Below are 15,671 nucleotides of genomic sequence, written 5' to 3' on the forward strand. Positions count from 1 at the left end.
GATGAGAATTGCGTGTTGGCAGACCCTGACGCGCCCGTCCGACGTGACGGGCGCTCTCGCTCGTCTGCGCGTGCGCGCCGCGGAGGCCGCGGCGGCCGGCGCGCGGCTGCTGGTCACGCCGGAGATGTCGCTGACGGGGTACAACATCGGCAGCCGGGGGCTGCGCCGGCTCGCCGAGCCCGAGAGCGGGCCGATGTGCGAGGAGGTCTCGCGCATCGCCGCCGAGTCCGGTATCGCCATCGTGCACGGCTGGCCCGAACTGGCGGGGGAACGCGTCTACAACTCGGTGCGGGTGGTCGGCGCCGACGGGACGGGTCTGGCCTCCTACCGCAAGACGCACCTGTTCGGCGCCATCGACCGGATGAGCTTCAGCGCCGGGGAGACCGGTGTCGTGCAGGCCGATGTGGACGGACTGACGGTCGGGTTGATCGTCTGCTACGACGTGGAGTTCCCGGAACTGGTGCGCGCGCACGCCCTGCGCGGCACCGAACTCCTGGTGGTGCCGACCGCGCTGATGTCGCCGTGGCACTTCGTCGCCGAGACGCTGGTGCCGGCCCGCGCCTTCGAGAGCCAGCTCTTCCTCGCCTACACCAACTGGACCGGCCGGGAACGCGACCTCGAGTACTGCGGTCTGACCAGGGTGGTCGGACCGGACGGCCGGGTGACCGGGATCGACGCCGGGGCCTCGGACGGGCTCCTGGTCACCGATCTCGACCTGTCGCTGATTGCCGAAGTCCGCGCCGAGACGCCGTACCTGACCGACCGGCGGCCGGAGCTGTACTGAGCCTGTCCCAGGTCCTGGCCGGGTCCGCGGCCACGACCTGGGACGCCTCTCAGATGACGACCGGCGCCAGTTCGTCGAAGAGGTCGCCGGGGCCGGGGTTGTCGGGGTGGGTGGAGCCGCCGAGGTGGTGCACCACGCCCCAGACCGCGTTCAGCGCCGTCTCCACGGCGTTCTCCGCGAAACCGCCCAGCCACGAGATGTCGTCACCCGCCATGAGGAAGCCCCTGTGCTTCTCGTCGAGCCCGTCCTGCATGAAGTTGGTGAACAACGCGCGCTGGTACCGGTACTGCCCCGGGAGGCTCGACTTGAACGCGCCCATGAAGTTCGGCTCGGTCTCCCAGGTGACGGAGACCGGCGGCGCGATGATGTGCGAGCGGATGTCGACGTCCGGGTAGATCTGGGCCAGTGACGCGAGGACCACCTCCAGCCTCTCCTCCGCGGTGAGGGTCGCGACCTTCAGCGAGTCGTCGTTCCACGTGTAGGACAGGCACATCACGCCGGGCTCACCAGGCCCGTCGTCGAACAGGTAGACGCCGCGCGGCAACCGGTCGGTCAGCGTCATGCCCATGAGCTCGCGGCCGGTCCTCTCGTCGCGGTCGCGCCAGAACGGGCGGTCGGTCAGCACGAACAGCTTCGACGAACCCATGTAGTGCGTTCGCTCCACTGCGGTCCACAGGTCCGACGGCAGCAGGTCGGGATCGCAGCGGATGCGGGACAACAGGTTCCAGCTCTGCGCCGTGAAGACGGCCGCCGGGTACTCGCGCACACCGCCGGACACGTCCTCGACCAGGTAGCCGTCGCCGCTGCGGCCGATCCTGCTCACCCCCGGCAGCGGCCGCCCGTCGTGCAGGCTCGCGAGCGAGGTGCCGGCGGGCCAGTGCACGAGGTCGTCCGGTTCGTGGTGCCACAACCCGGTCGGGATCTGCTGGCTGCCGCCGATGATGCGGTACTGCTTGTCGCCCACCTCGGTGTAGACGACCCGCAGGACGTCGAGCACGGAGTTGGTGAAGTCGGTGTCCCACCCGCCGCACCCGAAGCCCACCTGGCCGAAGATCTCCCGGTGTTCGAAGGAGGAGAACGCCGTCGTGGAGGCCAGGAAGCCGTAGAACGACTGGTTCTCCAGCTCGCGGACCGTGCGGTTCCACAACGCCTTGATGACGGGGATGTCGCGGCGCTCCATCGCGCCCATCATGACCGGCAGGTCGGCCTTCTCGTGCAACGCCTTCGACCACGCGTCGGAGACCTGCTGGAACGTCAGGGGCAGGTCCTCGGGACCGCGCGCCCAGTGGGTCTCACCCCGCAGGTTGACGACGGTGCTCGGAGTCGCCTCCGCCAGCGGGTTGGGGAACGCCGCGGCTTTCAGACCCAGCTTGTTCACGTAGTGGAAGAGCGTGGCCGACGGCGAGAACCGCATCGATCCCAGCTCGGCCCGCGGTTCCGGGTGCCCCTCGAAACCGACGGTGCGCATTCGCCCGCCGAGTTGCTCGATCTCGTACACCACCGGTCGCAGGCCGAGTTTCATGAGTTCGTAGGCGGTGACCATTCCCGAGATCCCGCCACCGATGACGGCGACCTCGGTGCCGAGGCGGTGCGCCGGCACGGCACCGAGCCCGGCCTGGTGGTCCAGCCATTCCTGGTAGACGAAGGGGAAGTCCGGGGAGAAGCCGGTGGTCGGTGCGGGGTCGTCCTCTGTGACTGTCGTCGTGAATCCCATTTGCTCAAACCTCGATGATTCGTCGGATCTCAGTGGCTTGACGGAAGTTCGGTCGAGGGTGTGCGGACATCGCGCCGATTTAATACGACTGTGTTTTAATCGGCGCAAAAAATGTGCGCGCCGGAGCGGCGCTGCCGGGCGCGACGCCTACCTGGCGGGCCGGCGGGGCTTCAGCGCGTCCTTGGGACCGGCGGTCACGACGTCGAAGTCGTTCCTGAGGAGCCCCAGGCGGTGGATGAGGTAGTCGGGGCCCGCCACGCAGATCCTCGTGAGGCCCTCGTCCACGAGCCGGTCGCGGATGTGGCCCCAGTGCACCGGGCTGTCGGTGGACGCCTCGAGCAGCGCGCCGACCTCGGTTCCCTCGCTGATCAGCGAGCCGTCCTGGTCGGAGATGATCGGGATCGCCGGTGCGGTGAAGGAGAACTTCGGGAAGACCTCGTCCCGCAGCCGGGCCCGCAACGGTGCCAGCACGCCGGCGTGGGCGGCCGGGCGCATCGTCGTCAGGCAGTAGCCGCCGCGATCGCCGACCTTCCGCTTGAACCCGGCGAGGTGCTCCTCGTGCATCGTGACCAGGTGCACGCCGGGGTCGAAGTACCCGGACACCTCGTACCACTCGCCGTCCTCGGACATGGTGGCGAGGACGGCGTCGAGTCGTTCCTGCGGCGTGCGCACGACCAGCTGGCTGACCAGGTCCCGGTGCTCCCGCTGGAAGTAGTCGAGCTCGCACCGCGCCAGTTCGGCGGTGAGTGCGACGACCTCCTCGAACGGCAGGGCTCCCGAATAGGCGACGGCGGCGCGCTCGCCGAAGCTGGACCCGACGCAGACGTCCGGGCGGAAGCCCAGCGACGCCTCCATCCAATCGGCCATCGCGACCGAGTTGACCAGGAAACCGATCTGGTGGGCCGCGTTGTACTCGTCGGGACCGGACCGCAGCTCGTCGAGCAGCGAGTGGCCGAGCGCGGCGTCCGCCTGCGCCACCCTCCGCCGGGCGAACGGGCTGACCGTCATGAACCTGCCGACGTCGGCGAAACTCGACGGGCCCATTCCCGGAAACACGACTGCCGTGCGGCTCATGACGACGCCTCCTGTTTGCCTGTTGGTGGTGCGCCCGGCTTGCGCCGCACCGGCGAGAAGCTGCGCCACGCAACTCTCGGAGAAATAGGTGTGGATCCTATGTGCGGGCGAAGCAGGCTGTTAATGGAGCGGTTCCGCGGGCCGGTCATCGCCCAGTAATTCGGCGGTAGTCCCGGGAACCTCGAATCCTCCGTGTTGCCGGGGTTCTCGTCCAGTGGCCGGTGAGTGGAATCTTTGCATCCCGCAGGTGCCCGTGCGTGTGATTGCTTTGTGGTGCTTCTGCGTCCCGATGTGCCGGGATCGGATTGCGATGTTGTTCCGCCATCACTGATGTCCCACGGAGAAGTTGGGGAGTGCGCACTTGAGCGAGTTCGATGACCTCCGTCCTGCCACTGGCGAGGTGGCGGACCGGGGAAACGAGCTGCCCGCGGGAAAGCTGGGGGCGGCGGCACACGCATCGCGCGATCTCGTCCTGCGGGTGACCGCGGAGGTCCTCGCCGACATGGTGCCCGGCGCACCGCCGGTGGGCAGCGGCACCCGGTCGTTCCTCGACCTGGGGTTCGACTCGCTGGCCTCGGTCGAGCTGCACGCGCGCCTCGTCGCGGCCACCGGGCTCGAACTGCCGGTGACCGTCGTCTACGACCACCCGAGCCCGGTGGCGCTGGCCGCGCGGCTGGGAGCGGACGGCGACCAGCTCGGGTCCGCGCCCGCTTTCCCGTTGGTGGAGCACGACGACGACGTGGTGGTCGTGGGCATCGGCTGCCGGTTCCCGGGACGGGTCGACTCGCCGGAGCTGTTGTGGCGCCTGGTGGACGAGGGTGTCGACGCGATCGCCGGCTTCCCCTCCGACCGCGGCTGGGACGTCGAGGGGATCTACGACCCGGACGCGGGCACGGCGGGGACGACCTACAGCCGCCACGGCGGGTTCCTCGACGCCGCGGGCGAGTTCGACGCCGAGTTCTTCGGGATCTCCCCGCGTGAGGCGACCGCGATGGATCCCCAGCAGCGCCTGGTGCTCGAGGTCTCCTGGGAGGCCCTGGAACGCGCGGGCGTGGACCCCACCTCGTTGCGCGGCAGCCGTTCCGGCGTGTTCATCGGCGTGGAGCCCCAGGAGTACGGTCCCCGGCTGGCGGACGCTCCCGAAGGCCTCGAAGGACATCTGCTGACCGGCAACACGCCGAGCGTGGTCTCCGGGCGCATCGCCTACGTCCTCGGCCTCGAGGGTCCCGCCCTGAGCGTGGACACCGCCTGCTCGGGTTCACTCGTCGCGCTGCACCTCGCCGCGCACTCGCTGAGGTCCGGTGAGTGCGACCTCGCGCTCGCCGGCGGAGTCGCGGTCATGGCGAGCCCCGGCAACTTCATCGCCTTCTCCCGTCAGCGGGGCCTCGCCCCCGACGGGCGCTGCAAGCCCTTCGACGAGTCGGCCGACGGCACCGGGTGGGGCGAGGGCGTGGGAATCCTCGCCCTGGAACGGCTTTCCGACGCCAGGCGCAACGGCCACCCCGTGCTCGCCGTCGTCCGCTCGTCGGCCATCAACCAGGACGGCGCCTCGAACGGCCTGACCGCGCCGAACGGCCTCGCGCAGCAGCGCGTGATCCACCAGGCGCTCGCGAACGGGCGGCTCGTCGCCGCGGACGTCGACGCCGTCGAGGCCCACGGCACCGGCACCCGCCTGGGCGACCCGATCGAGGCGCACGCGATCCTCGCCACGTACGGCCGGGAACGCGAGGCGGACAGTCCGCTGTGGGTCGGGTCGATCAAGTCGAACATCGGCCACGCCCAGGCGGCCGCCGGTGCCGCCGGCGTGATCAAGATGATCATGGCGATGCGGCACGGAACCCTGCCGCGCTCGCTGCACCTCAGCCGGCCCACGCCCCACGTGGACTGGTCGGCCGGTGCCGTCTCGCTGCTCACCGAGGCGCGGCCGTGGCCGGAGACCGGCCGCCCGCGCCGCGCTGGCGTCTCGTCCTTCGGCATCTCCGGCACCAACGCCCACGTGATCATCGAGGAGGCCCCGCCCGCGGAGGGCGAGCGGACCGCCGACACCCGGGACGTCACCGTTCTCTGGGTGCTGTCGGGCCGGACGCCGGACGCCCTGCGCGCCCAGGCCGAACGGCTGAAGTCCTTCGTCACCGCCGACCCCGCGCTCGCTCCCGCCGACATCGGCCTGTCCCTCGCCACCACCCGCGCCTCCCTCGACCACCGCGCCGCCGTGGTCGGCCGCGACCGAGACGAGCTCTTGGCGGGCCTAGACGCCGTGATCGCCGAGACCACCCCGGCACTGCGGGGCGTCGCGGGCACCGGCGGCCTCGCCTTCCTGTTCGCCGGCCAGGGTTCCCAGCGCCGCGCGATGGGACTCGAGCTGTACCAGCACAACGAGGTGTTCGCCCGTGCGATGGACGACGCCTGCGGCTACCTGGACATCCAGCTGGAAGTCCCGTTGCTGGACGTGCTGTTCGCCGAGGAGGGCAGCGAGGACGCCGCCCTGGTCGACCAGACCTCCTACTCCCAGCCCGCGCTGTTCGCGATCGAGGTCGCGCTCCACCGCATGCTCGAGTCGTGGGGCCTGCGGCCCGACTACGTCAGCGGGCACTCCATCGGCGAGATCGCCGCGGCGCACGTGGCCGGCGTGTTCTCCCTGGAGGACGCGGCGACACTGGTGGCCGCCCGCGGGCGGCTGATGCAGGAGCTCGAGGTGCGCGGCGCGATGGTGTCGTTGCGCGCCACCGAAGAGGAAGCGCGGGGCCTGCTGAGCGGGCACGAGGACGTCGCCGGCATCGCGGCGGTCAACGGACCGCGCTCGGTCGTGGTCTCCGGTGCCGACGACGTCGTCCTGGCGATCGCCGACCGCTGGCAGGCCCAGGGCGGCAAGGCGAAGCGCCTCAACGTGAGCCACGCCTTCCACTCGCCGTTGATGCGGCCCATGCTGGACGAGTTCCGCCGGCTCCTCGACTTCCTCACCTTCTCCGCTCCGGTCATCCCGTTCGTCTCCACCGTCACGGGCCGCCTGGTGAGCCCGGCGGAACTGTCCACACCGGACTACTGGGTCGCGCACGTCAGCGAGGCCGTGCGGTTCCACGACGCTGTGCGGGTCATCGAAGGGGCCGGCGTCACGACGTGCCTGGAACTCGGCCCCGACGGCGTTCTCTCCGCCATGGCCGCCGACTGCCTGAGCGACGAGGCCGACGTGCTCGTCCGGCCGGTGCTGCGCCGCGACCGCCCCGAGGAGGCCGAGGCGCTCAGCGCGCTGGGCAACGCCTTCGTGCGCGGCGCTCGCGTCAACTGGCCCGCGGTGTTCCCGGCGACCGCGACGACGGTCGCGCTGCCCACGTACGCCTTCCAGCGCGAGCACTTCTGGCTGCCGGGCACGGCCGCCGGGGACGCGGCCGCGCTGGGCCTGCAGCCCGGCGAGCACCCGCTGCTGGGCGCGACCGTCGCACTGGCCGACGGGGACGGCCACGTGCTCACCGGACGGCTGTCCCTGGCGACGCACCCGTGGATCGCCGACCACGTCGTGTTCGGCCGCGTCGTCGTCCCGGGCGCCGTGCTGCTCGACCTCGCGGTGCGGGCCGCCGAGGAGGCCGGGTGCGCCGCGGTCGAGGAGCTGACCCTGCAGGCACCGCTGGTGCTCGAAGAGTCGGGCTCCGTGCAGGTGCAGCTGCGGTCCACCCCCGCCGACCCCGGTGGCAGGTCCACGATCAGCGTGCACTCCAGGCTGCCGGGCTCCGACGAGTGGATCCTGCACGCCTCCGGCGCGTTGGCCGTGGAACCGTCGGCGCCGCAGCAGTGGTCCACGACGTCGTGGCCGCCCGCCGGGGCGCGGGAGGTCGCGCTCGACGGCGTCTACGACGACCTGGCCGCCACCGGTCTGGCCTACGGCCCGGTCTTCCGCGGGCTGCGCGCCGCGTGGGTCGCCGGCGACGAGGTCTTCGCCGAGGTCGCCCTGCCGGAGTCGGTCGCGGTGACCGCGGCGGACTTCGCCGTCCACCCCGCACTCCTGGACGCGTCCCTGCACGCGATCGCGTTCGGCGGAGCCGGTGACGACGGGGGCCGGGCACGGCTGCCGTTCTCGTGGTCCGGCGTGTCCGTGCACGCGACCGGCGCGACGTCGCTCCGCGTGAAGATCACCGTCAAGAGCGCCGACGAGGTCGCCTTGCACGCCGTCGACCCGGCGGGTGCGCCCGTGCTCACGGTCGACTCACTGGTGTCCCGTGCGCCCTCCGCGGCCACGCGGAGCGCATCCAGTCTGTACACAGTGGACTGGGTTTCTGTCCCCGTCGGCGATGCACCGGCGTGGACGACCTACGGCTCAGCCGACGCGGCTCCCGGTGTGCTCGCACTGCTCGTCTCGCCGGAGAACGACGGTCCCGTCGGCGTGCGCGAGGCCACGCGCGCCGTTCTCGCTGCCGTACAGGGCTTCCTGGCGGACGCGCGGTACGCGGACTCCCGCCTCGTCGTGGTGACTCAGGGCGCGGCCGGGCCGGACGTCACCGACGTCGCCTCCGCCGCGGTCTGCGGCCTGGTGCGCGCGGCGCAGGCCGAACACCCCGGGCGGTTCGTCCTCCTGGACGGCCCGGAGGAGTCCGTCGGCGTCGCCGCCGGGTCCGGTGAGGCCCAGGTGGCCGTGCGCGACGGCGTCCTGCTCGCACCCCGTGTCGTGCGCGTCCCGGCCGGGACCGGCGCCGAGCCGGTCCTGCCCGCCGACGGCACCGTCCTGATCACTGGCGGCACCGGAGGCCTCGGCGCCGCACTGGCGAGGCACCTGGTCACGGCCCGCGGTGTCACGAGCCTGGTGCTGCTCAGCCGCCGCGGCGCCGAGTCGCCCGGAGCCGCCGAACTGGGCGCCGAGCTCTCCGGACTCGGTGCGCACGTCACCATCAGCGCGTGCGACGTCGCCGATCGCGCGGCCCTGGAAGCCGTCCTCGGCGCCATCCCGGCGGACCGCCCCCTGATCGGCGTGGTCCACACCGCGGGTTCCCTCGCCGACGGCGTCGTCACCTCGCTCGACGAGGAACGCCTGGAGGGCGTGCTCCGCCCGAAGGTCGACGGCGCCTGGCACCTGCACGAGCTCACGAGCCACCTCGACCTGCCGCTGTTCGCGCTGTACTCCTCCACGTCCGGACTCTTCGAAGGCGCCGGGCAGGGCAACTACGCCGCGGCCAACAGCTTCCTCGACGCACTGGCACAGCACCGCCGCGCCCGTGGCCTCGCGGCCCAGTCCCTCGTGTGGGGCCTGTGGCAACTGGGCATGGGCAGCGGTCTCTCGGCGGCGGAGGCCGACCGCGCGGCCAGGCAGGGCTTCCCCGCGCTGGCGGAGCACGAGGGCCTCGCGCTGTTCGACGCGGCGCTCGCCTCCGACCTCCCGATCGCCGTCACCCTGCGGCTCGACCTCACCGCCCTCGAGGCGCGGTCCCGCGACGACCTCCTCCCGCCGCTGTTCGAACGACTGGTCAGGACCAGGTCACGCCGCGCCGCCGCGGCCGCCTCGGGTTCGCCGTTGTCCGGCATCCCGAAGGCCGACCAGAAGACGGCGCTGCTCGGCATGGTGCGCGCCCAGGTCGCCGCCGTGCTGGGGCACGCCTCCGCGGACCGCGTCGAGCAGGACAAGGCGTTCACGGACCTGGGCTTCGACTCGCTGACCGCGATCGAGCTGCGCAACAACCTGAGCGCCGCCGCCGGTGTGCGGCTGCCGGCCACGGTGGTCTTCGACCACCCGACGCCCGCCGCGCTCGCCACGTTCCTGCACGTCCAGCTCTCCGGCGACGAACCCGACCCGACGGCCCCGGTCGTCACCTCGGCGGCGTCGGACGAACCGATCGCGATCGTCGGCATGGCGTGCCGCTACCCGGGAGGCGTGGGCTCGCCCGAGGACCTGTGGACCGTCGTCGCGTCGGGCACGGACACCATCTCCGGCTTCCCGTCGAACCGCGGCTGGGACCTCGACACGCTGTTCCACCCCGACCCCGACCACCGGGGCACCTCCTACGCCTCCGAAGGCGGCTTCCTGCACGACGCCGACGCGTTCGACGCCGAGTTCTTCGGCATCTCGCCGCGCGAGGCGCTGGCCATGGATCCGCAGCAGCGCCTGCTGCTGGAGGTCGTCTGGGAGTCGCTCGAGAACGCCGGGCTCGACCCCACGTCGTTGAAGGGCAGCAGGACCGGCGTCTTCGCCGGGGTCATGTACTACGACTACGCGCACAGCCTGGGCGCGATCCCCGAGGAGGTCGAGGGCTACATCGGCACCGGCACCTCGGCGAGCGTGCTGTCCGGCCGGGTGGCCTACACGCTCGGGCTGGAGGGACCGGCGGTCACCGTCGACACCGCCTGCTCGTCGTCGCTCGTCGCCCTGCACCTCGCCTCGCAGGCGCTGCGCTCGGGGGAGTGCGGACTCGCCCTCGCGGGCGGTGTCACGATCATGGCGACGCCCGAGACGTTCGTGGACTTCTCCCGCCAGCGCGGCCTGGCCGCCGACGGGCGCAGCAAGTCCTTCGCGGCCGCCGCCGACGGGACCAGCTGGTCCGAGGGCGTCGGCGTGCTCGTGCTGGAACGGCTGTCCGACGCGCGGCGCAACGGCCACGAGGTCCTGGCCGTGGTCAAGGGTTCCGCGGTGAACCAGGACGGCGCGTCGAACGGCCTGACCGCGCCGAACGGCCCGTCGCAGCAGCGGGTGATCCGGCAGGCGCTGGCCAACGCCGGTCTGTCCACTTCGGACGTCGACGCGGTGGAGGCGCACGGCACGGGCACCCGCCTCGGCGACCCGATCGAGGCGCAGGCGCTGCTCAACACCTACGGGCAGGACCGCGACGGGCGACCGCCGCTGTGGCTCGGGTCGATCAAGTCCAACTTCGGGCACACGCAGGCCGCCGCCGGTGCCGCGGGTGTCATCAAGATGGTCCTCGCGATGCGCAACGAGACGCTGCCGGCGACGTTGCACGTGGACGCCCCGACGCCGCACGTGGAGTGGGACACCGGTGCGGTGTCGCTGCTGACCGAGCCGGTGCCGTGGCCCGCGGAAGACCGCCCGCGCCGTGCGGCCGTGTCCTCGTTCGGCATCTCCGGCACCAACGCGCACGTGATCCTCGAAGCTCCGGACGAGGCGGACGTCCCCGTCCGTGCGACGGACGAGACCACCTCCAGGATCGCCTGGGTGCTGTCGGGCCGGACCCCCGCGGCGGTGCGGGAGCAGGCCAAGCGGCTGAGCGCCTTCGTCGGCGCCGACGAGACCCTGTCCCCGGCGGACGTCGGCTTCTCGCTGGCGACGACCCGTGCCGGGCTGGAGACGCGGGCCGCCGTGACGGGAGCGGACCGCCGGGAACTGCTGGCCGCCCTGGACGTTCTCGCCGCCGGAGGAGCCGGCGCCGGCGTGGTGGAGGGGTCCGTCCTCAGTGGACCGGTGGCCTTCCTCTTCGCCGGACAGGGTTCGCAGCGGCTCGGGATGGGTCGCGGGCTGTACGACGAGTTCCCGGTCTTCGCGTCGGCCTTCGACGAGGTGTGCGCACTGCTGCCGGGCGTGCACGAGGTCGTGTTCGGTGCGGACGCCGAGGCGCTGAACCGGACCGCGGTGGCGCAGCCCGCGTTGTTCGCCGTCGAGGTGGCGCTGTTCCGCCTGGTGGAGTCGTGGGGTGTCCGGCCGGAGTTCCTGGTGGGGCACTCGATCGGTGAGATCGCGGCCGCGCACGTGGCCGGTGTGTTCTCCCTCGGCGACGCGGCCCGGCTGGTCGCGGCGCGCGGGCGGTTGATGCAGGAGCTGCCTTCCGGCGGTGTCATGGTGGCCGTGCGGGCCGGCGAGGACGAGATCGCGGAGTTCCTGTCGGACGAGGTGTCGCTGGCCGCGGTCAACGGTGCCGGTTCGGTGGTGCTGTCCGGTGTGGAGGGTCCGGTGCTGGCCGCGGCGGAGGAACTCGCCGCGCGGGGCCGGAAGTGCACGCGGTTGTCGGTGTCGCACGCGTTCCACTCGGTGCTCATGGAGCCGATGCTGGACGAGTTCCGCGCGGTGGCGGAGTCGATCGGGTACCGCGAACCCGTGGTGCCGGTGGTGTCCACCGTGACGGGCGCCCTGGCGGGTCCCGGTGAGGTGACGTCGCCGGAGTACTGGGTCCGGCACGCGCGGCAGGCCGTGCGGTTCGCCGACGCGGTGGCCGCGTGCGCGGAGCTCGGGGTTTCGCGGTTCGTCGAGCTCGGCCCGGACAGCTCCCTGTCCGGCCTGGGCGCGGAGGGCGCGGACGAGGAGAGCGTCTTCGTTCCGTTGCTGCGCAAGAAGCACGACGAGGTCGAGTCGTTCACCACGGCGCTCGCGCGGTTGCACGTGCACGGCGTGCCCGTCACCTGGGACGCCATGTTCCCCGGTGCCCGGCGAGTGCCGTTGCCGACGTACGCCTTCCAGCACGAGCGGTACTGGCTGGAGGCGCCGCGCACGACGGCCGGCACGGCCGGTCTCGGGCTCGCCCCCGCCGAGCACCCCCTGCTCGGTGCGGCGGTCGAGTTCGCGGAGGGGGACGGGTTCCTCTTCACCGGAAGCCTGTCCCGGTCGAGCCACGGCTGGCTGACCGACCACGTCGTGCTGGACCAGGTCATCGTCCCGGGCGCGTGCCTGGTCGAACTGGCCGTGCGCGCGGCGGACGAGGTCCGCTGCGGCACGGTGGAGGAGCTGACCCTCCAGACCCCGCTGGTGCTGCCGGAGTCGGGCGCGGTGGACGTCCGGGTGCAGGTCGGTCCCGCCGCCGCGGACGGTCGCCGTTCGATCACCGTGCACTCGCGTGCGGCGAGCGCCCTCACCGGGGACGCCTGGACGCGGCACGCCACGGGCTCCCTGGTGCCCGCCGCGCCCGCGCCGGACTTCGACCTGCGGGAGTGGCCGCCGGCCGGAGCCGAGCCGGTGGCCGTCACCGGCCGGTACGAGGCGCTCGCCGGGACCGGGCTCTCCTACGGGCCCGCGTTCCAGGGGCTGACCGCGGCCTGGCGACGGGGCGACGACGTCTACGCCGAGGTCACGATCGAGGACGACACGACCCACCCGGACTACGGGCTGCACCCGGCACTGCTGGACGCCTCGCTGCACGCGATCGGCCTCACCGAGGAAACGCCGCTGTCGCTGCCGTTCGTGTGGAACGGCGTCAGCCTGCACGCGTCGGGTGCCGGTGCACTGCGCGTCCGGCTGCGCGAGGAGAGCGGAGGTGCCTGGTCGATCCTGGTGGCGGACAGCGCCGGCGAACCGGTGATGACCGTGGAGTCGTTGGTGCTGAAGGAGATCTCCGCCGAGGGGTTGCAGACGCAGCGGCAGAACGACTGGTCGTTGCGCGTGGAGTGGGCACCGGCCGCACTCGGCGACGCCGCCGACTGGACGGACTACGAGGCGGTCGGCGACCGGGCTCCCGCGCACGTCGTCCTCCACCTCGCGGCGGACACCGACGTCGACGTGCCCGCAGCGGCGCGCAGGCTGTCGCACCGGACGCTCGACGTCGTCCAGCGCTGGGTGGCGGACGAGCGGTTCGCGAACTCGCAGCTCGTCGTGGTGACCCGCGGCGCGGTCGCGGTCGACTCCACTGTGGACAACCCCGCGACCGCGGTCGCCTGGGGCCTCGTCCGCACCGCGCAGCAGGAGTACCCCGGCCGTTTCCTGCTCGTCGACGCCGAACCCGGCGCCGTGCTCGGGAACGAGCTGCTGGGCAGGCTGATCGGATCCGGGGAGCAGCAGCTGGCCGTGCGCGGCGACCAGGCCTTCGCACCGCGGATCGTGTCCGCGGCCGAGGGCAGGCTGGCACCGCCGCAGGGGACCGGCGCGTGGGTGCTCGGCATGTCCGGCAAGGGCACGCTCGACCACCTCGTCCTGACGCCCAACCCCGGTGTGCTGGAACCGATCGCGCCTGGTGACGTGCGCATCGGCGTCCGTGCGGCCGGGCTCAACTTCCGCGACGTGCTGACGGTGCTCGACATGTACCCGGGAGACGCCGGGACGATCGGCAACGAGGCCGCCGGCGTGGTGCTCGAGGTCGGGTCGCAGGTGACGGACCTGCGTCCGGGCGACCGGGTGATGGGCCTCGTCATCGGCGGGATCGGACCCGTCGCCGACGCCGACCGCCGCCTGGTCACGCGGATGCCGTCGGGGTGGACGTTCGAACAGGCCGCCGCGGTGCCGCTGGTGTTCCTGACCGCGTACTACGGCCTGCGCGACCTCGGCCGGCTCGAGAAGGGCCAGTCCGTGCTGGTCCACGCCGCCGCGGGCGGTGTCGGCATGGCGGCGACCCAGATCGCGCACCACCTCGGCGCGGAGGTCTTCGGCACCGCGAGCCCCGGGAAGCAGGACGTCCTGCGCGAGGCCGGGCTGAGCGACCTGCACATCGCCTCGTCGCGCGACCTCGACTTCGAGGACGTCTTCCGCGCGGCGACCGTCGGACGCGGTGTCGACGTCGTGCTCAACGCGCTGGCGGGCGACTTCGTGGACGCGTCGCTGCGGCTCGTCACCGAGGGCGGCCACTTCGTGGAGATGGGCAAGACCGACGTCCGCGACGCCGCCGAGGTGGCCGGGCTCGGCGTCACCTACCGGGCGTTCGACCTGATCGACGCCGGGCCGGACCGGATCGCGGAGATCTGGGCGGAGCTGGACGCGTTGTTCGAGCGCGGTGAGCTCACGCCGTTGCCCACCAGGAGCTGGAACGTCTTCCAGGCACAGGAGGCCTTCCGGTTCATCAGCCAGGCCCGGCACGTCGGCAAGGTCGTGCTCACCCTGCCCCGGCCGATCGACCGGGACGGCACGGTCCTGATCACCGGCGGCACCGGCGCGCTCGGCAGCGCGGTCGCCCGGCACCTCGTGACCGAGCACGGCGTACGCCACCTCCTGCTTCTCAGCAGGCGTGGAGCACAGGCGCCGGGCGCCGGGGAGCTGCGGGCCGAACTGGCCGAACTCGGTGCCACGGCGACCATCACCGCCTGCGACACCGCCGACCGCGAGGCGCTGGCCGGCGTGCTGGACGGCATCCCGGCGGACCGGCCGCTGACCGCGGTCGTGCACACCGCCGGCGTGCTCGACGACGGCCTGCTCGGCTCGCTCACGCCCGCTCGTCTGGACGCGGTGCAGGTCGCGAAGGTGAACGCGGTCTGGCACCTGCACGAGCTGACCGGGCACCTCGACCTGGCGCGGTTCGTCGTGTTCTCGTCGATCACCAGCATCACCGGCACGGAGGGCCAGGCCAACTACGCGGCGGCCAACGCCTTCCTCAACGCCGTCGCCGAGCACCGCCGCGGCACCGGCCACGTCGGCCAGGCCCACGCGTGGGGCCTGTGGGAGGACGGCATGGGAGCCGGCCTGTCCCGCGCCGACCTGGACGTCATGGCGCAGGAGGGTTTCGGCGCCCTGGCCCTGGCCGAGGGCATGGCGCTGTTCGACGACGCGCTGCGCACCGACGAACCCGTCGCCGTCCCGGTGAAGCTGGACCGGGCCGCGCTGCGCAGGTTCGCCAAGCACAACGAGATCAACCAGATGTGGCACGACCTCGCTCGTGCCACGTCGCGCCGGGTCACCGAGGCGGCCAAGACGTCGTCGCTGGCGGACCGGCTCGCCTCGCTGACGGCGACCGAGCAGGACGCGCTCCTGGTCGACCTCGTCCGCGTGCACGCCGCCGCCGTTCTCGGCCACGCCGACGCGGAGGCGCTGGAGACGGCGAAGCCGTTCACGGACATCGGCCTCGACTCGCTGACCGCCGTCGAGCTGCGCAACCGGCTCAACACCGCGGCGGAGGTGCGGCTGTCCGCGACGGCCGTCTTCGACCACCCCACGACGGCCGCGCTCGCGGCGCACCTGAAGCAGCTGCTGGCCCCGCAGGAGGCCGCGAAGTTGTCGGCGGCCGCCGTGCTCGCGGAGCTCGACCGTCTGGAGACGAGCCTGCAGGCCCTCGACGGCGACGTCGGCGGCCACCTGACGGTCGTGCTGCGACTGGAGGAGCTGCTGTCGACGTTCTCGGCGGCGGCCGCGGGGCCGGACGTCGCGAGCGACGACCTGGCGGACGCGTCGGTCGACGACGTCGTCGACTTCCTGGAACGAGAGCTCGGCATTTCCTGACCCGGTGGTGTGACGCGGGACGGTGGCGGCGCATCCGCGCCCCC

Annotated in this window: 4 protein-coding genes; 2 read left to right on the forward strand and 2 right to left on the reverse strand. The window is 72.5% G+C overall.

Features of this window, described 5'->3' with window-relative positions:
* Nucleotide 1 precedes the first annotated feature (1 nt).
* Nucleotides 2-784, forward strand: a complete 783-nt coding sequence (locus tag ND450_RS06160; RefSeq protein ID WP_253325185.1) for a carbon-nitrogen hydrolase family protein — start codon at nucleotides 2-4, stop codon at nucleotides 782-784.
* 49 nt (nucleotides 785-833) lie between these two features.
* On the opposite strand, the gene ND450_RS06165 is transcribed toward ND450_RS06160, so the two are convergent.
* Both ND450_RS06165 and ND450_RS06170 read right to left on the reverse strand, forming a co-directional pair.
* Complete coding sequence (locus ND450_RS06165) at nucleotides 834-2,498, reverse strand: NAD(P)/FAD-dependent oxidoreductase (protein ID WP_253325186.1); 1,665 nt, start codon at nucleotides 2,496-2,498, stop codon at nucleotides 834-836.
* 147 nt (nucleotides 2,499-2,645) lie between these two features.
* Nucleotides 2,646-3,572, reverse strand: a complete 927-nt coding sequence (locus ND450_RS06170; protein ID WP_253325187.1) for an ACP S-malonyltransferase — start codon at nucleotides 3,570-3,572, stop codon at nucleotides 2,646-2,648.
* A gap of 361 nt (nucleotides 3,573-3,933) precedes the next feature.
* Here ND450_RS06170 and ND450_RS06175 point away from each other — a divergent pair, with 361 nt between their 5' ends.
* A complete protein-coding gene (locus ND450_RS06175) occupies nucleotides 3,934-15,627 on the forward strand; it encodes a type I polyketide synthase (protein ID WP_253325188.1) in 11,694 nt (3,897 codons plus the stop codon).
* The last annotated feature ends 44 nt before the right edge of the window (nucleotides 15,628-15,671 follow it).

The sequence above is a fragment of the Lentzea sp. HUAS12 genome (assembly GCF_024125735.1).
In the GTDB taxonomy this organism is placed as follows: domain Bacteria; phylum Actinomycetota; class Actinomycetes; order Mycobacteriales; family Pseudonocardiaceae; genus Lentzea; species Lentzea albida.